Origin of the sequence: Pseudacidobacterium ailaaui (assembly GCF_000688455.1) — a bacterium.
Taxonomy (GTDB): Bacteria; Acidobacteriota; Terriglobia; order Terriglobales; family Acidobacteriaceae; genus Pseudacidobacterium; species Pseudacidobacterium ailaaui.
In genome coordinates this window covers 3,616,022-3,639,202 of record NZ_JIAL01000001.1, presented here as the reverse complement: position 1 = coordinate 3,639,202, position 23,181 = coordinate 3,616,022, and the positions used below count along the sequence as shown (strand labels likewise).

Annotated in this window: 19 protein-coding genes, 1 tRNA gene and 1 riboswitch; of the genes, 12 read left to right on the top strand and 8 right to left on the bottom strand. The window is 54.2% G+C overall.

Features of this window, described 5'->3' with window-relative positions:
- Nucleotides 1-8: 8 nt before the first annotated feature.
- Both crcB and N655_RS0116215 read right to left on the bottom strand, forming a co-directional pair.
- Nucleotides 9-386 (bottom strand): fluoride efflux transporter CrcB, encoded by a 378-nt coding sequence (gene crcB / locus N655_RS0116220; RefSeq protein WP_026443826.1) that lies wholly within the window; start codon nucleotides 384-386, stop codon nucleotides 9-11.
- A 108-nt stretch (nucleotides 387-494) separates the two neighbouring features.
- Nucleotides 495-575, bottom strand: a riboswitch (Fluoride riboswitch).
- Nucleotides 576-687: 112 nt separating this feature from the next.
- Complete coding sequence (locus N655_RS0116215) at nucleotides 688-1,392, bottom strand: CoA transferase subunit B (protein WP_044936195.1); 705 nt, start codon at nucleotides 1,390-1,392, stop codon at nucleotides 688-690.
- 91 nt (nucleotides 1,393-1,483) lie between these two features.
- Here N655_RS0116215 and N655_RS0116210 point away from each other — a divergent pair, with 91 nt between their 5' ends.
- A complete protein-coding gene (locus N655_RS0116210) occupies nucleotides 1,484-1,708 on the top strand; it encodes a permease (RefSeq protein WP_238324803.1) in 225 nt (74 codons plus the stop codon).
- Between the two features lie 9 nt (nucleotides 1,709-1,717).
- On the opposite strand, the gene N655_RS0116205 is transcribed toward N655_RS0116210, so the two are convergent.
- The gene (locus N655_RS0116205) at nucleotides 1,718-2,020 is read right to left on the bottom strand and encodes a hypothetical protein (RefSeq protein WP_026443823.1); all 303 of its coding nucleotides are present in this window, start codon (nucleotides 2,018-2,020) and stop codon (nucleotides 1,718-1,720) included.
- Between the two features lie 330 nt (nucleotides 2,021-2,350).
- On the opposite strand from N655_RS0116205, the gene N655_RS19515 reads away from it, so the two are divergent.
- Complete coding sequence (locus tag N655_RS19515) at nucleotides 2,351-3,709, top strand: M20/M25/M40 family metallo-hydrolase (RefSeq protein ID WP_044936192.1); 1,359 nt, start codon at nucleotides 2,351-2,353, stop codon at nucleotides 3,707-3,709.
- Between the two features lie 38 nt (nucleotides 3,710-3,747).
- Here the strand turns inward: N655_RS19515 and N655_RS0116195 are convergent, their stop codons facing one another.
- On the bottom strand, nucleotides 3,748-5,094 hold the full coding sequence (locus N655_RS0116195; RefSeq protein ID WP_026443822.1) for a D-arabinono-1,4-lactone oxidase: 1,347 nt from the start codon (nucleotides 5,092-5,094) through the stop codon (nucleotides 3,748-3,750).
- Nucleotides 5,095-5,223: 129 nt separating this feature from the next.
- Here N655_RS0116195 and N655_RS0116190 point away from each other — a divergent pair.
- A tRNA-Arg gene (locus tag N655_RS0116190) sits at nucleotides 5,224-5,300 on the top strand.
- A 342-nt stretch (nucleotides 5,301-5,642) separates the two neighbouring features.
- Here the strand turns inward: N655_RS0116190 and N655_RS0116185 are convergent.
- A complete protein-coding gene (locus tag N655_RS0116185) occupies nucleotides 5,643-6,587 on the bottom strand; it encodes a tetratricopeptide repeat protein (RefSeq protein WP_155987632.1) in 945 nt (314 codons plus the stop codon).
- A gap of 173 nt (nucleotides 6,588-6,760) precedes the next feature.
- On the opposite strand from N655_RS0116185, the gene N655_RS0116180 reads away from it, so the two are divergent.
- The 3 genes from N655_RS0116180 (at nucleotide 6,761) to N655_RS0116170 (ending at nucleotide 8,683) form a co-directional block, all read left to right on the top strand.
- Nucleotides 6,761-7,009 carry a hypothetical protein gene (locus tag N655_RS0116180; RefSeq protein WP_155987631.1) on the top strand — a complete coding sequence of 83 codons (249 nt, stop codon included), beginning with the start codon at nucleotides 6,761-6,763 and terminating at the stop codon, nucleotides 7,007-7,009.
- 10 nt (nucleotides 7,010-7,019) lie between these two features.
- Entirely contained in the window at nucleotides 7,020-7,463 is a 444-nt protein-coding gene (locus N655_RS0116175) for a hypothetical protein (protein ID WP_026443819.1), read from the top strand.
- Nucleotides 7,464-7,603: 140 nt separating this feature from the next.
- Nucleotides 7,604-8,683: a LacI family DNA-binding transcriptional regulator gene (locus N655_RS0116170; RefSeq protein WP_026443818.1), complete on the top strand. Its 1,080-nt coding sequence runs from the start codon at nucleotides 7,604-7,606 to the stop codon at nucleotides 8,681-8,683.
- On the opposite strand, the gene N655_RS0116165 is transcribed toward N655_RS0116170, so the two are convergent.
- Nucleotides 8,667-10,070: a glycoside hydrolase family 30 protein gene (locus tag N655_RS0116165; protein ID WP_044934917.1), complete on the bottom strand. Its 1,404-nt coding sequence runs from the start codon at nucleotides 10,068-10,070 to the stop codon at nucleotides 8,667-8,669. The genes N655_RS0116170 and N655_RS0116165 overlap by 17 nt on opposite strands.
- A 220-nt stretch (nucleotides 10,071-10,290) precedes the next feature.
- Between N655_RS0116165 and N655_RS0116160 the strand changes: the two genes are divergently transcribed.
- Together N655_RS0116160 and N655_RS0116155 are read left to right on the top strand one after the other, a co-directional pair.
- Nucleotides 10,291-13,671: a TonB-dependent receptor gene (locus tag N655_RS0116160; RefSeq protein WP_026443816.1), complete on the top strand. Its 3,381-nt coding sequence runs from the start codon at nucleotides 10,291-10,293 to the stop codon at nucleotides 13,669-13,671.
- A 75-nt stretch (nucleotides 13,672-13,746) separates the two neighbouring features.
- On the top strand, nucleotides 13,747-14,937 hold the full coding sequence (locus tag N655_RS0116155) for a tetratricopeptide repeat protein (protein WP_026443815.1): 1,191 nt from the start codon (nucleotides 13,747-13,749) through the stop codon (nucleotides 14,935-14,937).
- A gap of 33 nt (nucleotides 14,938-14,970) precedes the next feature.
- On the opposite strand, the gene N655_RS20985 is transcribed toward N655_RS0116155, so the two are convergent.
- Together N655_RS20985 and N655_RS20035 are read right to left on the bottom strand one after the other, a co-directional pair.
- The gene (locus N655_RS20985) at nucleotides 14,971-15,258 is read right to left on the bottom strand and encodes an ANTAR domain-containing response regulator (RefSeq protein WP_238324801.1); all 288 of its coding nucleotides are present in this window, start codon (nucleotides 15,256-15,258) and stop codon (nucleotides 14,971-14,973) included.
- Nucleotides 15,227-16,630, bottom strand: coding sequence for a uroporphyrinogen-III synthase (locus tag N655_RS20035; RefSeq protein ID WP_238324800.1), 1,404 nt, complete (start codon nucleotides 16,628-16,630; stop codon nucleotides 15,227-15,229). Before N655_RS20035 ends, N655_RS20985 begins: the two co-directional genes overlap by 32 nt.
- A 331-nt stretch (nucleotides 16,631-16,961) precedes the next feature.
- Between N655_RS20035 and N655_RS0116145 the strand changes: the two genes are divergently transcribed.
- The 4 genes from N655_RS0116145 (at nucleotide 16,962) to N655_RS0116125 (ending at nucleotide 23,143) form a co-directional block, all read left to right on the top strand.
- Nucleotides 16,962-17,804, top strand: a complete 843-nt coding sequence (locus N655_RS0116145) for a formate/nitrite transporter family protein (protein ID WP_026443814.1) — start codon at nucleotides 16,962-16,964, stop codon at nucleotides 17,802-17,804.
- Nucleotides 17,805-17,883: 79 nt separating this feature from the next.
- Complete coding sequence (locus N655_RS0116140) at nucleotides 17,884-19,377, top strand: alginate export family protein (RefSeq protein ID WP_026443813.1); 1,494 nt, start codon at nucleotides 17,884-17,886, stop codon at nucleotides 19,375-19,377.
- Nucleotides 19,378-19,573: 196 nt separating this feature from the next.
- The gene (locus tag N655_RS0116130) at nucleotides 19,574-21,352 is read left to right on the top strand and encodes a NirA family protein (RefSeq protein ID WP_026443812.1); all 1,779 of its coding nucleotides are present in this window, start codon (nucleotides 19,574-19,576) and stop codon (nucleotides 21,350-21,352) included.
- 15 nt (nucleotides 21,353-21,367) lie between these two features.
- Nucleotides 21,368-23,143: a sulfite reductase subunit alpha gene (locus N655_RS0116125; RefSeq protein WP_238324799.1), complete on the top strand. Its 1,776-nt coding sequence runs from the start codon at nucleotides 21,368-21,370 to the stop codon at nucleotides 23,141-23,143.
- Nucleotides 23,144-23,181: the final 38 nt, after the last annotated feature.

Genomic DNA, 23,181 nt, shown 5'->3' with positions numbered 1-23,181 from the left:
CTCCATGATCAAGAGATCGCTTTTGCGGCCAGCACTCCGAACCATACGCCGGCCAGACCCAGCAGGCAGCTCAGCCCCACGTAAAGAGCGGCAATCCAAAATGCTCCCGCCTGCAAATTGACAAATGTCTCCCACTCAAACGTTGAGAAGGTACTGTAAGCGCCAACAAATCCGATGGGCACCAGAAACCTCCACGCCGGGGCCATGTCCACGCGCCTGCCCAGAAAGGTAAGAGAAAAGCCAATGATGAAACAGGCAGTGATGTTGATGACAAATGTGCCATAAGGGAACCTGGACCCCATCCTGTCTGTGACGCTCACTCCGACCCAATAGCGGGCCAGCGATCCGAGTGCGCCACCGAGTGCGATCAAGAGATATTTTTGCAATGGCATCTTCCTGTAGTGTTTGTTTGCCCGGACGGAAACCATCCAGAGGGCAAATCCTAAATATTTTCAGGGAGGCCTTGCCGGGCGAGAACAACTCCACGACAGGGTCTCCTGTCAGGAGTCATCATCTGTCCGGCCTGAAGTCAGGTAGGACAGCGGTTAAGGGTGAACTCCTTCACCACGCTGGATTAACATTCATCATTTTAGCCCATGTGGCAAGAGCAAGGGTCTACGGGCACATGAAAATTTCAAGGAGTGACCATCTTCCGCTTGTTCGTAGGAAAGCCTGCTTGCCTGTGCGCTAAACAGGCATTTCCTTCAGGTCCGGACTGATTTTCAGGACCGGTCCTGTAGCAGCCTGTACGTCAGCAACTGTCAGTCCGGGGGCAATTTCTTCCAGCAAGAGTCCGTCTTTCGTGACCTGGATCCAGGCCATTTCCGTCGCAATCGTATGCACAACCTTCAGGCCAGTCATGGGGAGGGTGCACCGCCTGAGAATTTTCGGACGTCCATCGCGGGTTGTATGTTCCATTGCGACAATCACGCGCCGTGCGCTTGCCACCAGGTCCATGGCTCCGCCCATGCCTTTCACCATTTTGCCGGGAATCATCCAGTTTGCAAGATTGCCTTCTTCGTCGACTTCCATTGCGCCCAAAATGCTCAGATCAATGTGTCCGCCGCGAATCATGGCGAACGAATCGGCGCTTGAGAAATAAGAGGTCCCCGGCAGCTCGGTGACCGTTTCTTTGCCCGCATTGATGAGGTCCGGATCCTCCTGTCCTTCCAGCGGATACGGGCCGACACCCAGCATTCCGTTCTCTGATTGCAGGACCACCTCAATGCCAGCAGGAACGTGGTTTGCTACCAGAGTCGGCATACCAATGCCCAGATTGACGTAATAGCCATCACGGAGTTCGAGCGCGACCCTTTTGACGATACGCTCACGTTTTTCTAGCTCGCGTGCTCTGATGTCCAAAGGGCCTCCAGAATTCGGTAGAGTAATCATAACGGTTGCTTTCAGAATGCCTCCGGCAATCTTCAATCTTCGGGCGCGTTCATCCTTGCGCGGAACCATTCTAGTCCTGGGAGGCCTGGTTTTGTCATTTCTGATCTCAGGATTTCCTAACCCTCGCCCTTCGATGTTTCTGCTGCTTCCGGCAGCGATGGCCCTCTATGGCACATTTGATACGCTCCGCTGCCTGCGTCTTCGCTGGAGTCTCTATCATGGCCGCGTACTTCTTCTTGTCTACATGGATCTCATGGCGCTGGCCATGATCCTCTTCCTGCTGCTTTATCCCTATGAAGGATGGCTTCAGCAGTGAGGTGACCCATCAGAGATGCGCCAGGCTGACCGCAATGGCTACTGCGCCAAAATGAATGATGGCCGTGGTCAGCAGCGCCGTCCCGAAGCCTTTTCTTCGCAGCAGCAGCGAGAACAAGAGACCGTAGAGCGGGAACTGCAGATACATCATCGCCTGGGAGAGCACACTGGCAAGCTCACCGGAAAATCCTAGAACAGGGCTTTGTACGAGCTGCACGTAAGGATACAGCGTACGCAGCGCAGCCGGGCCGGCGAGCGCCAATACGCCAGCAGCGCGCACGGCGAACGGAGTAATCAGGACTCCAAGCAGCAAGGGCCACCAAACACTCCATGTTGCTGAAGTTTTCTTTTTTTTTCGTTTACTGGTCGTTGTGGCCGGACTCATGATTCAGAGCATACCGTTTGTAGTTGTGCAGGACGAGTGGGACCCCGGCTGAACTTTTCCTTGAGGTATCAGAAGATGCAAACTGTTGCCGATTCATGTCGGTCCTGGCCCTGCAGTGGGATGAGAATGCAAGATGGACCGTGGTACGATGCGCCTATGCCTAGAAAACAGATGCTTTGGTTCTTTTCGGTCCTGTCGTGTACCACGCTTTCTTGCTTGGCGCAGGGCCCCTCTATTCAGGAAAGATTGCAGCGCCTGATGAACACGTCTACGGGAGCCTGGACCGCTGAGCAGGTCGCTACGATGGAAAAACTTAGAGATGCTGCCATGCAGGACCCCTATGCACTGAATCAACTGAGGCACCTGACGGACAACATCGGTCCAAGGCTGAGCGGCTCCCCGCAGGCACAAAAGGCCGTGGAATATGTGGCCGATCAGATGCGGGCTCTTGGCGCCGAGGTCCATTTGGAAAAGACCTTGGTGCCCCACTGGGTGCGCGGCGCTGAAACGGCCGAGCTGGTCTCCTGGCCAGGAATGGCAGAGGGCACTGTCCAGAAGATTGTGCTGACTGCTTTGGGCGGCAGTGTTGCCACCCCAGCGGATGGATTAACGGCCGAGGTGGTTGTTGCGGACTCTTTTGAGGACCTCAAAAAGCTGCCTGCAGGCGCGGTCAGAGGCAAAATCCTTCTGCTTAACGAAAAATTTGACAAGCGCCTGGCTGCCCAGGGCGATGGATTGTCCGCCTACGGGCAGGCCGTAGTTTATCGCGGAGCGGGTCCTGCGGTTGCAGCCTCGCTTGGAGCCGTTGCTGTTCTGGTACGGTCTGTAGGAAACGCCGATTACCGGCTGCCCCATACAGGGGCCACCATGTATGCCGAAGGGTTGCCCAAAATTCCCGCAGCGGCGGTGACAGCCGAGGATGCCGATTTGTTGAAAGACCTCACCAGCCAAGGGGCCGTGCGAATGCACCTCACATTGACCCCGCAGACGCTGCCCCGCGTGCAAAGCTACAACGTGATTGCTGACTGGAAGGGAAGTGAGCACCCGGAGCAGGTGGTCATTGTGTCCGGGCACCTGGACTCCTGGGACCTGGCAACCGGGGCCATTGACGATGGGGCAGGCATCGTCGTCTCTATGCAGACCATTCATCTGCTGCAAAAGCTCGGCATCCATCCTCGCCGTACCGTGCGCTTTGTTGCATGGATGGACGAAGAGCAGGGAGGTTCCGGTGCTGAGACCTACGCTGAGGAACACGCCAGTGAATTCAAAAATCATGTGGGCGCAATCGAATCGGACCTGGGTGCAGGGCATCCCATCGGCATCATCGCAGCAGGCAATCCACAGTTGGAAGAGTGGCTTGGTCCGGTTGCGCATGCGTTGGTTCCTGTCGGAGCAACGACGGTAAAAATGAGCGAGGATGCAGGAGAGGACGTCTCATTTTTGAAAGGAGTTCCGCAGTTTGCTCCGAACCAGGACAGCCGCTTTTATTTCAATTACCACCACACTTCGGCAGATACCTTTGACAAAGTTGTCCCTACGGAGCTCAATGAAAACGCCGCCGTCATGGCGGTACTGGCCTACGCCCTGGCCGACTCTGTCACGCCCGCTCCGCGCTAGGAAATTCCCCACATCTTTCAGTGTGGGGAAGCCCCGAATCAGCTGCTGTAGAGATTGGTGCGCAGAAAAGCGTTCTGAAACTTTCCATCTGGGTCGTATTGTTTTAGCAGCGACTTGAACTCGGACAGCTTCTCGTATTTTGCCTGCAATTCTGCTGGATTCATGGTGAAGAGCTTTCCCCAGTGCGGGCGCGGATCAAACGGCTTCAACTCTTGCTCAATCAAGGCAAGAATCCGTTTGACGGCTGGCCATTCCGGCTTCCAGGTAAAGTGAATGGCCAGTGAATCCCGCCGGTAGGCCATACTCATCCACAAATGATCTGCCGCTACCGTGCGCAGTTCCGTTACAAAGAGATGGGGAGTAATCTGGTCGCGGAGCTTTTCCACTGCCAGTATGGCCTCATAACCGTGTTCGCGAGGTACAAAATACTCTGACTGCAGCTCGGCCCCGCTGCTCGGAGTAAAGTTCATGCGAAAGTGGGGCAGTCTTTCATACCAAGGACCGGGAATGCCCATTTGCTCTGTGCAGGGTGTGGCGTCGTGTCCAGCAATGGGATGCAGTTTGTGCGTGGCCAGCTTCGCGCCATAGAACTCCAGCGGAAGGGTGGATGATGTGTCTGGCTCCATCCGCTGCTTGATCCATACCTGGGTCGCACGGTGGCCCTGCCAGTCGGTGAAGAGGCTAACGCTGTAGCCGCTTGCGAAGATGGCGTCGAGATTTTCTTTGAGCTGATTGAAGGAGAGGCCCTCATACACCACTTGCCGCATCTGAAATTGAGGCACCAGATCTAGGGTCATTCTGGAAACAACACCGAGACCGCCAAGTGAAACAACGGCCCCCTCAAACATGTCGCTATCCTTGGCGCGGGAAAGCGAGACAAGCTTTCCATGGGCCGTGATGATCTCCATGCCGGAAACAGCCGTAGCGAGATTGCCATTGTGGATGCCTGAGCCATGTGTTGCCGTGGCACATGCTCCAGGAACGGTGATATGCGGCAGCGAAGCCAGGTTATGGACGGCGAATCCCTGGGCATCTAGAAAGGGAGCAAGCTTTCCATAGCGTACGCCTCCCTCTACCGTTACTGTGCGCGCGGCCTTGTCCACCTTCATGGATTCCAGGTGCGAAAGGGAAATTTGGTTTTCTGTGCTGTCTGCAATGGCGTTAAAAGAATGTCTCGATCCCAGGACCCGGATTTTTTCGCAGCGCTGGACTATCTGCCCGACTTCTTCTACGGATGTGGGTTCGTACAGGTTCTTTGTGCTGTATGAATAATTGCCGGCCCAGTTGGTGCGTGCGCCAGAAACCTGTTCCGATGAGAGATAGCGGCTCAAAGTAGCTCCACTGATGAGTATGCCTGATGTCCTCAGGAAATCGCGCTTGTTCATGGATGGAAAAGTTTTATCACGGGCCTGTCTGTATTGGCTATGGTGCCGTCTGAGGAAAGTCCACAGGCCCTTAGTTGCGACTTTCCAGCGAACTTGATATCTTGAAAGAAGTTCATTTCTACCCAATGCGCGCCCATAGCTCAGTTGGATAGAGCGACTGACTACGAATCAGTAGGTCGGAGGTTCGAATCCTTCTGGGCGCGCCATTTCGCATTCTTGCTTGGGCAGAGACCAGATCAAGCGGCTTCCTATATACGGGATGGAGAGTTCGGCTTTTTCAAGAGACGTCTAAGGTCGCGTCTGAAGCCCGGTACTGAAGTGCACTTCAGTCCGTTTCTTTCGTACCTCGATCACTGACTGCCTTCGCGCTAAACCGGGGCACACAGAAAGTGCTCCCTCACTAATACAGAGGGATTTCCCCGGCAAAATCTGTCTGGATATTTACGGCCAATCTTGTGAACCGGCCGACCATTAAGCATGAGGAGAGTTAAGTCTACAGTTCCGAGCTTAAATGGATGACTTTGAAGCGCACTAAGTTAGCTTAAGCATCACTTCTGCAGGCGTGCTATTCCTTCGTCCAAGTCTTGAACCAAGTCTGTAGGGTAGCTTCCGTACCCCATCAGATTTTTCGCAGTCAGGTATGAACGCAACGCAAGGATCTTGTTGCCCTGGATTTCGTACTCAAGGCCCAGCCTATAATGGAACAAAGGATTTCCGGGATCGAGTTCCACTGCCTTACGCAAGGCGTCCAGAGCCAGATTTTTCCGATCCAAGCGGCTTTGCGCCCCCCCCAAGATGAAATAACCTAATGGTTCCTTCGGCTCCAGGGCCACAGCCTTCTGAGCGTGATCGAGGGCCTTGTCCGGTTCATTCAAAGTGAGATAGATTTGGGCCAACGTCCTCTGGCCCTGCCCCCAATTTGGCTTCTTTGCCACGGCCAATTCATAGGCTTTGACTGCGTCCGAATACTTTCCGGCTCTTTCATACAGCTCTCCAATGCGGGTATAGCAAAAGTGCTGAAATTCGGTTGGTACGGACTTGGAGACCTGGCTTTCAGCTACGAAAAGCATTATGGCTGCCTGGTGAGTCTGCCCCTGATCTAGTGCCGTTTCCGCAAGCCCCAAGAATGGCAGGGAATCGTTTGGAGTCAGATTGGTTGCCTGCAGAAATTCGTTATGGGCAAGATCGAATTCTTTGTTAGTTCTTGCAATTTCGCCTTCAATGAGCAGAGCCAACATCTGGACTTTCTGGTTATTCGGGTCCTGATCCTCAAGTTGTCGAACACCCTCTTTCAGGTTCTCCCACATATCCTTCGCCATAACGTTTCGCATGGGAAGGTAGCCCACGTAAATCGCATCTATGAGATCGTTCTTCTTCGGAGCTGAGGCTGTCCCGGACTCTTGACCCTGAATCGGCAGCAAGCAAAAGCCGAACAGTGCCCCGATGAAAAAGAGGCATCCGAGGAGCTTATTTGCAAGTTTCAGTCCCTTCACTTTCGTCTCCGGATGGCTAACCGCTATGGTAGCCCTACTGGTTTTACAAATCCCGAAATAGGGTCCCTCTCGCAATCTGATTCTGAAAGGGGCTTCTTGGTCAAGCAGCTGGACATAGAAATATGTTGTGGTAAATGATGATGTGATGTATTATGATAAAACAGGAGGTCAAAATGCCCACTAAAATCCGATTTACGCTGCGAGGTAAACCCTTCGAGAAGGAACGGGAAGACTTTGTGAAGGCAGCTAAGGCGATGGAGCCGGAGCGCATCCAGAAGTACTCAACGGTTGTGAACGGCAAGCGATACCCAATCCGGCAGTTAATTGCTACTGTAACTGGTCTACCAAAGATTGCAATAACATCTCAAGACGCTTACCGAATCCTGGAGAAGTTTGGATTCACCGTGGATACGGAAGAGTAGGAAGAATGATATGAATTGGCACAACAATAATTCTGGATGTTCTGATTGGAAGACTGTGCGCACCGCGGAACTCATGTCGATTCTGGATCAGCTCTTGAAGAGCATCCCTGTTCCTTTTGATGAGCAGTTGCGTGGACGTTTGCCGAATAAGCCCGGCATATATGCTATCTACGAAAAAGCTGCAGCACCAGGAGAAGTACTTAGGGCTGGGTGCACAAAAACTGCCGCCGGGGGTCTTCGCCAGCGCATTTACCAAAACCACTTTCAGGGAAATCAGAAAGGTAATCTCCGTTATCAACTTGTCCGCAACGGTGTGTGTGTAAGCCTCAGTGAGGCAAAGTCGTGGATTCGCACCAACTGCGTTGTACAGTTCACAGTTGTCGAGGACAATGAGATGCGGCAGTGGGCTGAGTATATGATGCTGGCCGTATGGCGACCCAGATACTGCGATTAGCTACTCGGCGTTTGACCGTCCGAAGATTTCGGAAATCGTCCCTTTCTGGGCGCGCCATATCCTGCATATTCAGCGATTTCTCCACCATGAATTTGCTCCGGTACGCCTCCTGCTGATGTACATTGGAGGTTGCAGATACTATGGGCAAACACCGTGATACCGGCAAGGCCGGGGAACCAGTCACCCTAAAGGTTCTTGCTGCTTACCTAAAACTTGACCCCGCCACGGTTTCGGTTGTTCTCAACAATGTTCCCGGACGGTCGATTCCAGAAGCGACCCGCGAGCGCATTCGGGCTGCGGCAAAAAAATTCAACTATCAGCCAAGCTTTGTAGCGCGCTCCTTACGCAACCGTCGCACGATGACGATTGGCATCCTGGTCCCGGTCCTCGCCGACGGATATCACACGGAAGTTATGAGCGGCATCGGCGACCACCTGCTCGAAGAGGACTATTTTTACTTTATTGCCCATCATCGGCACCGTCCTGACCTTATCGAACAGTATCCTCGGATGCTAATCAGCCGGGGGGCCGAGGGCATCATCGCCATTGACACGCACTTGGACCACAAGCTTGCGGTTCCTGCTGTGGCCGTCGCCGGACATCGCAGGATCCCGAACGTTACAAACGTGGTCCTGGACCACAACAGGGCCGCTGAACTGACCATGCGCCATTTGTATGATCTCGGACACCGCAGCATTGCCTTCATGCGCGGGCAGCCGTACAGTTCGGATTCAGAGGTGCGCTGGCAGGGAATTGTAAAGGCGGCCCGTGATCTGGGGATTGCCATTCGGCAGGAAATGACGATCCAGTTAACGGAAGATCTCACTTCTCCTGAGCTGGGTTATCCCGTGGTGCAGCAGCTTCTGGCGCACCATCGCCGTTTTACCGCCATTGTCTGCTTCAATGACATGGCTGCCATCGGTGCCATCCGTGCTCTGCATGATGCTCAACTTCGTGTCCCCGAGGACATTTCCGTTATTGGATTTGACGACATTCCACAGGCCGCTTTTCAAACGCCTAGCCTCACCACCATCTGCCAGCCTTTGCATGAAATGGGCCGCCTTTCTGCGCAACTGTTGCTCCAGAAACTCAGTTCGAGCAGAACGTCGCCTGCCGAGGTCGCCGTCAAGCCGCAGCTGATTGTCCGGGAATCCACAGGGCCCTCGCGCGACGCAGCAAAATCCTCCGCAAAGCTGCGTCGTCTTACCACGCAAGCGTAGTGACAGAATCGGGCGGAAGGGTCAACGAAAGTGCTTGCTCTTTCAACGCAATCTGTACAGGCTGTTCTTTGCCTGTATTGGTCAGTATCAATACACGACTGCCGTCCGGATTCTCAGCCGCTACATGGGCAATCTCCTCTGTATCTCCCCAGGACGCGAAGATGCGTGCGCCGCGACGGATGACTTTGGAGTAATGCGCAAAAGCCAGGAACTGTCCGCTGCGGGTGACTTCATGCGTACCAGAGTGCACCGTAATCACTCCGCCACAATCAAAGGGCCCGATGTTCGGTTTTCCATTTTCATCAAGGACAAGGTTCCAGCTTACAATGCAGCGTGCCCAGTTACGTAGAATTTCGGTGAAGGTCTTGGACCACTTGGTCCAGTCTGTCGCATAGTCTGGGTCTTTATAATCCGGTCCTCCCTCAGTCCAGTAAGCATTTTTGTCTGGAAACAGGTCATGAACGCGCGTCATTGCAGATGCGTTGCCGTAATATCCATGCCATGCAACTCCATCGACGTACCTATAAACTTCCGGATCACTAAGTTCATCCACGACCCGGCCCCAGAGGTTGTAGTTATGGTCCAGGATCCAGATTTTCGTATCCAGCCCGGCCCGTTGCAGCGCCGGTCCCAGATGCTCTTTTACAAAATCCATCTCATATTCTTGTCCCCATAGGGCCTGCGGCATCCGGCCGTCCTGATCCGTGTCTACTTCGTTCTGCACGGTAATGGCCTTGATCTTTACCCCTTCTGCAGCATAGCCCTCCAGGAATTTCACAAAGTATTGAGCATATGCATCGAAATAGTGTTTCCGCATGGATCCGCCCAGGAGAGATCCGCCCGTCTTCATCCAGCCCGGAGGGCTCCAGGGTGAAGAAAAGTAGAACGTCTCGGGGTTAATCTTCTGGACCTCGCGCAGCAGCGGAAGAATATATTTCCGGTCGTGCTCAATGCTGAAATGTTTCAGCTCGGGATCCGGCTGCGGGGTATCGTCATAACTATAGGCAGACAGCGAGTAATCACTGGATCCGATCGTCGTCCTGGCCACAGAGAGCTGCAGCCCGGAGGGCCCGAAGCATTCCTCCAGAATGGCCCTGCGTTTTTCCGCATCCAGTTGTTCCAGCAGATAGCAGGATGCATCTGTGAGCGCTGCGCCGAAACCCAGAACCTGCTGATATTTTTGGGCCGGATCGAGTCGAATGACCATAGGGGACATGCTGCCCGGCAGCGTCCATGCCAGTCCCTTGACCGGCTGCCACCGCTGCCCCTGTGTCGTGCGCCACGCCCGGATGTCCCGGTTGGCCTCGGCAAACGAGGGAGAAATGGCGGATGCGGCCGCCATCGCCGAGAGCTTAAGAAAAGTGCGCCGGTCGGTATTTTGAATCATAAGGTTTTTGTTTCCTTGTTCCTGTAAGACAAAGGTTTGTCTAAAGCTACACGAAAAAGAATTTGCTTGACAAGTATGTTTGGGAATTGTTCTTATCATCATCGGCCCTTCCCAGGCGATTGCAAACGAGAAGAAAACAAACGCTTGTCTGTTGGGATGAAGCCTCACGATGTACACGGCATCGCGAAACAGACAGCAGAAAGAGCTTCAGGAGGCTTTTATGTGGAAAGCAGTCTTCAGGACCCTGGCCGCCGCAGGTATTCTGTCGGCCGTCGTGGTTTCTGCGCAAAGCACAAATTCCGGCGACATTCGAGGTACGGTTACAGACCCCTCTGGTGCGGTGATTCCCGGTGTAAAGGTGACGGTCCTGAATGTGGACACGGGTGTTTCAAAAGAGTTTGTCACTAACAACGATGGCATTTATGACACATCGTCCATCGTTACCGGCAACTATAAAGTCACGTTCTCAAAAGATGGTTTTGAAGAGCTGATTCGAGGCCCTATTACTGTCCAGGTAGGGTTTATGACCGTCAACGGCCAGATGAAGGTCGGTTCGGCCACACAATCGGTCGTAGTAAATTCCGATGTGCCATTGCTCAACACTGACTCGGCCGAACAATCCACCACGCTGGATGCCAAATCCATGTCCCAGTTGCCGCAGGTGGCAGCAACGGCAGGCACAAGCTGGGAGAGCTTTACAATTTTGCTTCCTGGCGCGAGTGGAACGCCAGGTGGGTCCCAGGGAGCGTCCAATCCCGGCCAGGAAGTAGCCATCAATGGCAACCTACCCTATAGCAACATTCTCGCCGATGGGGCTTCCACGACCCTGTCCCACAGCCAGAATGCCAACCCCGCAATCTTTGAGACCGTCTCTGAGCTTCAGGTCAATACCTCTACCTTTTCCGCACAGTATGGAATCGGTGGTGTCATCTTCAACCAGATCAGCAAAGGTGGCACAAACGAGTTTCACGGTTCGGCCTACGACTATTTTCAGAATGATGCATTGAATGCTGCCAATTATGGCTTTGGAAATAAAGTTACAGTGCCATTCCTTCGCTATAACGAATTTGGCGGTTCCATCGGCGGTCCGATTCTTCGCCGCAGGATGTTCTTCTTTTTTAACTACGATCAGATTGTCGACCACGGATCGGCCAGCAACTCCTTCAACACGGTGCCCACTACGCAGGTCATGGCGGGCGACTTCTCTGGACAGCCGTTGATTTACGATCCGACGACGCAAACCATCGGGCACGATGCAAAAGGAAATCCCTACCCGATTCGCAAGTCATTTCTTGAAGAATATGGATCGAATGCCATTCCGCAGGCCATGTTCGATAAAGTTGCAGCGGCCTTCCAGCAGTTTTATCCCACTCCTTCCAATCACATTCCGGGTGGAAAGTTTGTTGCCGGGAGCCTGAATTCTGTTGGATTGTTGCAGAACAACTTCTACTCAAGCCTGCCGCAGTCGACGCCGTACAGGAAGTTTTTTGGTCGTCTCGATTATGACATTACGCCGAATAACCGCCTGACCATGTCAGACACCCAGAGTGACACGCCGGTCATCTATCCCAATTCTGTGACGGCCTGTCCGATTGGATGTCAGTCCGGCGACGTGGACAACAACAACGCACAGATTACCGACGTCTGGAACATTAGCTCGACTACCATCAACGAGGCACGCCTCGGCTATACCTGGCAGGGAAACTTTTTTGCAGATCTGTCACTGGGCAAAGGCTATCCGGCCAAGCTCGGCTGGCAGTTTGCCAAGGCCGATACGATTCCTGCTGTCCAATTTGGGCCACCTTATCCCTATGCGTGGATCCAGCCGAGTTCCAATGCCGTCTACAAAGAGCATGTGTTTGACCCCTCAGATGTCGTGACAATGATCCGCGGCAAGCACATCCTTCACTTCGGTGGAGAGGTACTGATCTATCGCGATGACTCTACTGCCTGGGGCAATACCAATGCAGGCACCATGAATTTCTCTGGGCAATATACGCAACAGTGGACACTGGATTCCAATGGTGTGGCCCAGCCCAATACTTCTACTGGCCTGAATTATGCGGACTTTCTGCTGGGATATGCGCAATCCTGGAACGCAAGTGTTTCACCGGAGTATGGCGGTCGGTTGAAGGATGCGCATGTATTCATTCAGGACGATTACAAAGTCCGTCCTAACCTTACCCTGAACCTGGGCTTGAGGTATCAGATTCGACATGGATGGAATGAGGTAAAGAACAACATGGCAGATTTTGATCCGGAAGTGATCAATCCTGCCACGGACACCCCGGGCGCGATGTGGTATGGCACTACAGGAGCACATGGCCGGCACTCCCTACAGGCGGATGTTTATGATACGGTACTGCCTCGGGTGGGCTTCTCATGGCTCCCGGTTCCGAATACCACGATCCGCGGTGGCTTCGGAATCTATGCATACAACTGGAGCCTGGATACATATGGTGCCGGTATGGGTGACGCTATTAGCTCTTCTGGCAGTGTCACCGACCAGACCAATGGCATTACTCCGGTAGTGCTGATTGGTGGAACCGGGTCCAACCTGCCTTACACCACCGCCTCGACGGACCCGGCTGCGCGTAATGGGCAAAATGTGAATTACAACGCTTATCACACACCAGTGCCCAAAATCTATCAGTGGACACTGGCGGTCCAGCGTTCGCTGGGCACCAATATGGTCGGAGAAATTGCCTATGTTGCAAGCCACGGTCAGAACCTCGCATTTCCGGTAGATATTAATCAGGTTCCGGAATCGAAGTTCTCGTCGAATGATAGCGCCGATCGGCCCTATCCAATTTATGGCAGCATCAACGGAAGCACGAACAATGCCATCTCCAACTACAACTCGCTGCAGGCTTCTATCACGAAGCGCTTCACTTCAGGACTAAGCTTTAACTTTAACTACGTCTGGTCGCACATGCTGGACGATCAGGACTCATCTGGGTGGGGAAGCCGTGCTGGAAGCCAGCCTTACCAGAATGCCTACAATCCATCGGCCAATTACGGAAGCTCGAATTTTGATGTGCGGAATGCCTTCAAAGGATACGCTGTCTATGAGCTTCCATTTGGTATCGGCAGGGCATATCTCAACCATAATCGGCTCTTGGATGGAGTGGTTGGAGGGTGGCAGCTTGGCGGCACGATGGTGCTTTCCACGGGCAATCCATTTACCGTGACAACGAGCGGCCCAAACTATGCTCTGTCTGGTTCCATCTATCCCAATGCAACCGGAGTCAGTCCGATTCCTCGTCACCGCACGATTCAGGAATGGTATAACCCTGCGGCCTTCTCGCAGCCAGTACCCGGTCAATGGGGGAACGTGCGTCGCAATAGCCTTTATGGACCAGGGCTGAACGTCGTCAATCTCTCCCTTGGCAAGACATTCTCCATGACGGAGCAGGTCAAGTTGCAGATCCGTGCTGACGCTACGAACGCATTCAACCATCCCAGCTTCGGGGTCCCACAGAACAATCTGCCGAATGTGGGGGCGGGGCAGGCATATCCTGAAAATCTGTTCTCGCAGCAGATCAGCTCAACCACCGTGGGTGGGCGCAACATGCAGCTTAGCGCGCACTTCACCTTCTAAGCAGAATGCAATGCTTGTTTCAGAGACGGCCTTGGGCCGTCTCTTTTTCTTTCAAAAAAGAGTACGCTCAGCGTTATGAGAAAAAACATTATTTTTGGATTTGGGCTGTTGTGGTTGTACTCTCTGGCCTTTGCCCAATCCGGTGCAACTGCGCAACAGAAAATTGAAGCCCACAGCCGGAGGGCCCACGCGTATCTAGAGCAGAAGCGCCCAGATCTGGCCATCCCTGAATTTCAGGCCATCCTTTCTCTCGATCCTAACAATGCCGATGCTCAGGGCAATCTGGGGGTGCTGCTGTTTTTTCGCGGAGACTACGCTGCCGCCGTACCCCACCTGCGCTCCGCGGTGCACTTGCAACCAGGATTGTGGAAGATCCAGGCCCTGCTGGGGCTTGCAGAAGCCAGAGTCAACGATGCTGCCAATAGCCGTGCCGACCTTGAGGCGGCCTTTCCTCATCTGGATGAAAGCAAATTCAAAAACGAAGTGGGTCGCGTACTGATTGATGAGGACACAGCGAGTGGGGACCTGGAGAAAGCGGCCGCAGTAGTTTCCAGCCTGTTGGCAATCCAGCCGACCGATCCCGCACTGCTTTACATGAGCTATCGAATTAATTCCGATCTGGCAGGCAAAGCCATGATCACGCTTGCGCTGGCTGCACCGCATAGCGCGGAGATGCATCAGGTGATGGCACGTGAGCTGGCGCGTCACGGAGAGGAAACTGCCGCCATTGCAAACTATCGTGAAGCAATTCAGATAGACCCCAGGCTGCCCGGCCTGCATACAGAACTGGGAGACCTTTTGTTCAATTCTCAGGAGGAAAACAACCGACAGGCAGCAGAAGCTGAGTTCAAGGCTGCTCTCGCTGTGAATCCAGACGATGGACGTGCTGAGCTGATGCTGGGTGAAATCGCAGCGCGTCGCGGAGATCTCCAGGCCGCGTATGAGCATGAGATGCGTGCTGCCGCATTGCAGCCCAACAGCAGTGATGCATGTACAGAACTGGCCAAAACCCTTTTGCTGATGAATGATCGCGCCAAAGCACAGCAATGGCTTGAACGGGCCATTCAGTTGGATCCTACAGACTACGTGGCGCACTACCGCTTGAACACGCTGTATCGCCAGCAGGGCAACATTCAGGCCGCAAATCATGAACTGGAGGAATATAAAAAATACAAAGATATGAAGGAAAAATTACGAAAGATTTTTCACGACATGCGTGTAGAAACCGGGGATAATCAACAAAAAGAGGCAGACTTACCTGAATAAAGCCGGACGTGGTCGTCTGGAACCATGCAGTCTTCACACCGCAGGCTGCTTTGCTGGCCGTTCTTCCGCAGCTGGCCGGCTTTTCCTGAATTCTTCGCTCAGAAGAATTGCCTCTGCAATTTCACGCATAGACTTGCGGCGCTGCCGGCTTTCCCGCTGCATCATCCGATAGGCTTCCTCTTCTCCAATGCCAAGGTCCCGTTGCAGAATTCCTTTGGCGCGGTCTACTGCGATGCGGGTTTCCAGTCGATCCGAGAGTTCTTCGTTTTCATTTTCCAGACGCGCGCGCTCAATCTCGGCCCCTACAAGAAAGCCGAGCATGGAGAGCAAACGCACTTCCTGCGAAGTGTGGTGATAGGGTTGGCGGTGCTGAAGCGTGATGACCCCCCACAACCTTGCTGGCACACAGCACCGGTACACAAAGAATTGCTTCGAAATGGTCTTCCGGAAGGTTCTGAAAGACCTGAAAGCGGGGGTCCTGCGATGCATTGGAAGCAATGGCCACCGGCTCGCGATGCTGTGCTACCCATCCAGTAATCCCTTGTCCCAGGCGTACATCCAGCCTGTCAACCACGTCAGTATGCGGATTTTTTGAGGCGCGCAGCACCAGTTTGTCCTGTTCCAGCACATAGATAAAGCAGGAATCGCAGGGGATGACATTTGAGACGAAGTCTACGATCCGGTCCAGAACGGCATGGAAGGCATCCGCAGAGGCGATGCGGCTTGAAATTTCATGCAGAAAATCAAAGGCCGTCAGTCCATCGCGAAAACCAGCCATGGCTGGAGAGGAGGGCGCGATGCGGCGCACAGGCCGGACCATTTCGATCCCGGCTGAGGCTGACGTGGAGCGACTGCGTTTCTCCTCCAGGATGCGTCCTGCGTATTGCGCCGCTTCATTGACAAGGAAGCCCATTTTGGGGTGCGACGGCTCAAAGTCCGGAACAATGCCATAATGCCGCAGCTCTTCCGATGTGGTAGGGCCAATGGAAATCACGGCGATGGATTCCAGGCCACGTCGAAGGTCTTCCACAAAATTCATCTGTTCAGCTACCTGAAACAAGTGGATGACCTGCACGGCCGTCATAAAGAGCGCTACATCTACGCTTCCATTGGCGATGCCCAGGACGCATTCGCGCAGGGGTTGCAGGTCTTCCGGGAGTGCCCACTGATAGACCGGCACTTTGGTGACCTCTTTGCTTCGTTCCGTCAGTCCGGTAAGCAATTCCGGGTTCGATGCGCCGTATTCCTGCACTGCCACATGAAACTGTTTCAACTCGTCGCCGAAAGCATTGTCCAGCGAGGAAAGGACCTCGCGCCAGGTGCATGGTTCCGGAGCAGAGACGGCAATCGGGATTTTCAGCTCTTTCAAGACACCGGAAGGCTTTGGGCCGCGGCTGGCGACTTTCACAGAACGAAGCGCATCCAGAAAGGCTGTCCGGTCATATCTGGTTTCCACTACGTTCAAAAGTGTGCGGACGCCAACTCCGGTAAGAAAGACCACAAGATCAAAGTCGCGGTGGATCAGCCGTTCCGCAAATTCAAAAGCCTGCTTGTTGGACGATGCAGGCACTTCCCGCATGGAAGGCACAACAATCGGGTTGCCGTCGTAAGTACGGATGAGCTTGGCAACTTCCGTGGCGCGGCGTGACTCAAGCGACAGGACGCGCAGTCCTTGAAAGCTTGCGTGCGCCATAGGTTCCTCCTGCGGGCTTGCTCACAGACGGCGCTGTGGCCGGTTGATGATTTCTATCTTGACATGGAACTTCAGAAAGGCGTTCTGGAATTGAATTTGTTTATTGCATCGATAAAAGTCTTTTCATTGCGGATTTAGCAGTGCGAACTTGATTGCATTCCAGTGCACCTCATGGTATTGCTCTATCAAAGCAACCTTTTCACAAGACACCACGCAGTGTCCGCTGCTTTCCCACCTGCTCTCCGCTGAGCAAACCCAAACAATTGCAGATTCATTTTACGCGGCCATGCCAGCGTATGCGCATATCACTACCCAGACTCAGGAGCGTCCTATGGATTACGTCAAGCCGTTGGAAGTTGCGGAAACCTTTTTAGCGAATGCTGTAAGCAAGTCCCGGTTGTCTGTCGGGCAGCTATTGTTGCGTGGCTTCCTTTCCGGGGCCCTGCTCGGTTTTGCCACGACGGTTGCCTTTACCGCGACAGCGCAGAACCTGCCTCCCATCCTGGGCGCCATTCTTTTCCCTGTGGGATTTGCCATGATCGTTGTCCTCGGTCTTGAACTGGTGACCGGAAGCTTCGCCATGCTGCCCGCTGCCTGGATTGCGGGCGGAGTAACTCTGCCCCGTGTTCTGGTGAATCTGGCCCTGGTCTTTCTGGGAAATCTCATCGGCGGCTGTCTCTATGCATGGCTTTATGCCATGGTCCTTACCCAGTTTCATCATGTACCAGCCGCAGGAGCAGGGACTCTTCTCATCGCAGCGGCGCAGGCCAAGACACTGGCTTATCAAAAGCTCGGCATGGCTGGCCTTGGCCTTTCTGTCATCAAGGCCATGCTCTGTAACTGGATGGTTTGTATGGGTGTCGTCATGGGGCTGACGTCGCGCTCGACTTTGGGAAAGATCGCCGCCTGCTGGCTGCCCATCTTCACTTTCTTTGCTCTCGGATACGAGCACTCCGTTGTGAACATGTTCATTCTGCCTGCCGGTATTTTGCTGGGTGCGCCTGTTTCCTTGCGGGACTGGTGGCTGTGGAACCAGCTTCCTGTCACCTTTGGAAACCTGTTTGGCGGCCTATTGTTTGTAGGCTTGCCCATGCTCTGGATGAGCGGCATCAGGGAGACAAAGCGTGGGGAAGAGCGAATACCGACCACCCAGCCGGAGGCTGTAGAGGCCTGAAGTAAAAGAACGCCCGGCCCAGACAGCATGGGAAGAAATCGATCAAAAACAATTTCAAAAACGTGGAGGCAAAGCTCATATGACGAGTCGATGGAAAATTACAACCTTTCTCCTGGTTCTGCCGATATGGCTATCAGTTCCGCAATGCCTGCGGGCGCAGAACGCGCCTGCCAGCGGTCTGCCTGTCAGTGTCTCTGTCTACGATCGCGCCCGTGTCAACGCATGGCAGTGGTTTGCTGCTCCACCAGAGACCGAGACTTATGGGTATCTGGAAAATCTGCTCCGTATTGGTATGGCGCAGCATCTCCAGCATTGGGACTGGCAGCTTGAATTGGCCCAGCCATCTGTTCTTTGGGCACCGGACCACGCCGTGTCTCCTGTGACCGCACAGGGGCAATTAGGCCTGGGGGCGACGTACTATGCTTCAAACAGTAATAACAGCAACGCCGCTGCTGCATTTTTCAAACAGGGATACTTGCGCTATCACTTTCATGGTGCGGACAGGAACCTTCGTCTTGGACGCTTCGAATTTCTGGAGGGCCAGGAGATACAGCCCAAAAATGCAACCATCGCCTGGCTTCAGACCAATCGAGTAGCACAGCGGCTGGTAGGCAACTTTGGTTTTTCCACCGCACAGCGCAGTTTTGATGGTGTGGATGGGCATCTTGGCTCAGGCAATTGGGACATCACGGCCTTTGCTGCGCGCGCCGATCAGGGAGTATTCAATATGAACGGCAATCCGGAGCTGAATGTTGATGTTCAGTATCTGGCCTTTACGCAATCCACGGCAAAGCAGCATCTGCTCTGGCGCGCCTTCGCGCTGGGTTATCACGATGGCCGGACTGGCATCACGAAAACGGACAACCGTGCCCTCTCCGTCCGTTCGGCAGACCATCGGAATATCCGCATTGGCACCTATGGTGGAGACCTGCTGGCTGCGGTCCCGCTCGGCCCTGGCCAATTTGATTTCCTCTTCTGGGGGGCCATCCAGAACGGAAGCTGGGGAGTGCTGGACCACAAAGCCGGTGCTGCGGCACTTGAAGGTGGCTATAAGTTTACTCGCGCCGCCTCTTCACCCTGGCTCCGTGCCGGATGGTTTCGCGGCAGCGGTGACAACAACCCGACGGATGCGAAGCATGGCACATTCTTTCAGGTATTGCCGACGCCGCGTGTTTATGCTCGGATGCCGTTCTATAACCTGATGAACAATACAGACACCTTCCTCCAGGTTGCGGAAAAGCCTGTAGGGAAGCTCGCCCTTCGTGCTGATCTGCATTGGCTCCAGCTTACGTCAGGCAAAGATCTCTGGTATTTGGGGGGCGGCGCGTATGACAACAAAGTCTTTGGCTTTCAAGGACGGCCAGCCAACAACAGCACCTCCTTTGCTTCCATGGCCGATATCAGCGCTGATTGGCAGACCACAAGAAACGTGGCGCTGAACTTCTACTATGCGCACACCTGGGGAAAACAGGTCATAGAAAAGATTTATCCAGCAAATCATGATGCTCAATACGGATACGCAGAGCTGGTATATCGCTTCGATATCGAACAGAGAGGTGGCCAGAAAAAATGAAAAAAGGCGCATCTCTCTGCCCGCTTCGGCTTGTCTGGGAAGACCGGCCGAAGTATGATCTAACCAGTCGCGCTCGCCTGGCACCATGCCGTGCCATGGCAGAAAATCCTCGAAAATTTCTCACGCTCCGCGAAGAGCACTGAACGGCAGTTCCATCTGGCGAACTCACATTCATCTCTTAACAAGGATTTCTGTCATGGCAACAGGGACGTTTTCTCCGGCAGTTGATTTTACAGAGGAGCAGAAGTTTTATCTCCAGGGATTTTTTGCGGGAGTCATGCAGCGCGGCAAGCTTCCTTATGTTGGTCAGACCCCAACTGGGCTGATGACACACGATCCTGGGTCGGGTGGCTCAAACCAGGCCGCCGAGCCCGAGGAAGAAACTTGGTTCGGCACTCCCATCGCGGACCTGTGCAAGGAAGAACGGCTGAAATATGAAGAAAATCCCCTCGATATTTGGGACAAGATTCTCGAACACGCCCGCGAGAACCGGCCCCCTGCCGGGGGTGATGTCTTCCGCTTTAAATTTCATGGGTTGTTTTATGTTGCTCCAGCGCAGGACTCCTTCATGTTGCGTCTGCGGATTCCTGGCTGCATTCTGCGGTCCCATCAGATGCGTGGTCTTGCGGAGATGGCCGCCGATTGGGGTTCAGGACGCGCCGACATAACGACGCGCGGCAACATTCAGATCCGCGAATTCCAGCCAAAAGATATTGTCCGCGTGCTCATGAAGCTGCAAAGTCTCGGGTTGACCTCCCGTGGATCCGGCGCAGACAACATCCGTAACATCACGGCATCGCCTCTCACCGGGATTGATCCTGACGAGCTGTACGATGTTGGTCCGCTGGCCGATGCTTTGCATTTCTACATTCTCAACTCGCGCGATCTCTATGGTCTCCCGCGCAAGTTTAACGTGGCTTTCGATAATGGCGGATCACTCAGTGTGCTGGCCGATACGAATGACATCGGTTTTGTCGCTACCAGGGTGGAGGAGGGAAAGGATGTTCCGGCCGGCGTCTACTTCCGTACTCTGCTCTGCGGAATCACCGGGCACAAACAATTCGCTGCCGATTGTGGTCTGCTGCTGACGCCAGAGCAGACAGTTGCGGTGGCCGCGGCCATGGTCCGCGTTTTCATTGCAAACGGAGACCGTACAGACCGTAAGAAGGCCCGGCTCAAGTATTTGGTAGACCGCTGGGGCGTTGAGCGGTTTCTTCAAGAGACCGAAAAGCTGCTCGCTTTTCCCCTGCTGCGGTTTCCGGCGGAAAAATGTTTGCCCCGTAAGCCAATCGATCGCGCGGGTCATCTCGGTGTTCATCCCCAAAAGCAGCCAGGACTGCACTATATCGGCATTTCCGTCCCCGTGGGCAGGCTGCCTGTTGGCCAGATGCGCGCCCTGGCTGACATTGCAGACCGCTTCGGCAGCGGAGAGATGCGATTGACGGTCTGGCAGAACCTGATTCTTCCCAATATTCGTACCAATGATGTGGAGGCCGCCCTGGAGGCCATCCATGCAGCAGGGCTGAAGGTTTCCGCAGGCACCGTTTTGCGCGGCACCGTGGCCTGCACAGGAAATCAAGGTTGTCGTTATGCTGCTACCGATACCAAACGCCATGCGGTCGAGCTGGCCAATTATCTGGATGAGCGCTTTGTCATCGAGCAGCCGGTGAATCTGCATGTTACCGGCTGCCCCCACTCCTGCGCCCAGCACTATATCGGAGACATCGGACTTCTCGGAACCAGGGTCGAGGGCGAGGAAGGATATCAGGTAGTCATTGGCGGCGGGGCCGATGATACTCAGGGGCTGGCCCGCGAATTGGTTCCGGCCATCAAAGCCAGCGATCTGCCTGCAGTGATGGAACGGTTGTTTCGAGCCTATCTTGAGCGGCGCACTCCGGGCGAGTCCTTTCTCTCCTTCACCCGGAGGCACGACGTTCAAACACTCCAATCATTCTGTATAGAAAGGGCGGTTTAAACCAGAATGACACAGATGGTCCCATTTGTTCCCGACGATGCACCATTTTCAAAAGAACAGCGCGCATGGCTGAACGGTTTTCTGGCCGGAATGTTTTCGAGTGCGCCCGCAAAGGAAATTGCAGTAAAGCCCGCACCGCTGAAGATCTCCGTCTTTTATGCCTCGCAGACCGGAACAGCAGAAGGGCTGGCGCGCAAGCTGACAAAGGACCTGAAGAGCAAAGGTTTCGATGCAACTCTGACATCCCTGGAGGCCTATACCTCCGCCGCTCTTGCAGCCGAGCGGTACGCCATCTTTATTGCCAGCACTTATGGCCAGGGAGAGGCCCCGGATAGCGCACAATTTTTCTATGAGCAGGTCTGTGTCGAGCACTTTCCTCGATATGAGAATTTGCAGTATGCCGTCTTCGCCCTTGGAGACCGCCACTATGAGACGTTCTGTAAATTCGGGATTGATCTTGACAACAAGCTGGCTTCTCTCGGTGCTACCCGGATTCTGGACCGGGTCGAGTGCGATGTCGAAATCGACGGCCCTTTTGCAGCATGGAAGGAGCAATTGTTCCGGCGTCTGGAAGCCATCTCCAAAGAAGAGCCGCCTGATTCTCTTCCTCCTGCCTCGCCGGTGCTGCCTCCCTCGATTGCCATGGCAGCTCCCGTATCATCGGCTGCGGCCACACGTGAGCATCCTTATCTTGCTCCGCTTAAGGAAAAGCGTCCGCTCACACGCAACGGTTCGACAAAACTCACGCTGCATCTTACTTGGTCGATTGCCGAGTCTGGTATTCGATATGAGCCCGGCGACGCCTGCGGCATCATCCCACACAATGATCCCGTTCTGGTAGAAGAAATCCTTAACTTACTGCGCTTCAGCGGAGAAGAGCAGGTGGAGTTGTCCAAAGCCGGTGCCATGCCTTTGAAGAAGGCACTGGAAAAATACCTGGTCATCACCCGTCTAAACCGCAAGCTGATTGAGCGCTATGCCAAAATGGGCCAGTGCAAGCGGCTTCTCGCCCTTCTCGCCCCCGAACAGCAATCGCATCTGGAGCAATACGTTTACGAGCGTGGACTGATCGACATTCTGGAAGAATGTCCCGGCGTCATCCATCATCCGTCAGAGCTGGTGGAAATGCTGCCCCGGCTTACCCCCCGACTTTATTCGATCTCGTCCAGCCCATCCGTGCATACAGGCGAAGTACATACCACGATTGCCGTGGTCCGGTACCGTTCCCTGAACCGCGAGCGCGGCGGCGTATGCTCTACTCTCGTTGCAGATCGGGTCCCGGTCGGCGAAAGGCTGCCGATTTACATCCAGCCCAATAAGAAGTTTCGCCTTCCGGAAGATCCGGATACCCCGGTCATCATGATTGGCCCTGGTACAGGGATTGCACCCTTCCGTGCCTTTCTGCACGAACGCCGTGCGCGAGGCGCGAAGGGCCGAAATTGGCTCTTCTTTGGAGAGCGGAATGCAGCCAATGATTTTCTGTACCGCGAAGAATTGGAAAGCATGGCGGCCGATGGCCATCTCACCCGTCTCGATACGGCCTTCTCGCGGGACCAGGAGCACAAAGTCTATGTACAGGACAGGATGATGGAGAACGCGCCACTGTTTTGGTCCTGGCTTCAGGATGGTGCAAGTCTCTATGTCTGTGGGGATGCTTCGCGTATGGCCAAGGACGTGGATGCAGCTTTGCACGCCATCGTCGCCAGGCATGGAAACCTGGACCAGGAAGGCGCGAAAGAATATGTCCGGCAGTTGAAAGAAGACCATCGCTATCACCGGGACGTGTATTAGCGGAAACACTGGCCGCTTGCCGTTCACAAAAAGTTGCA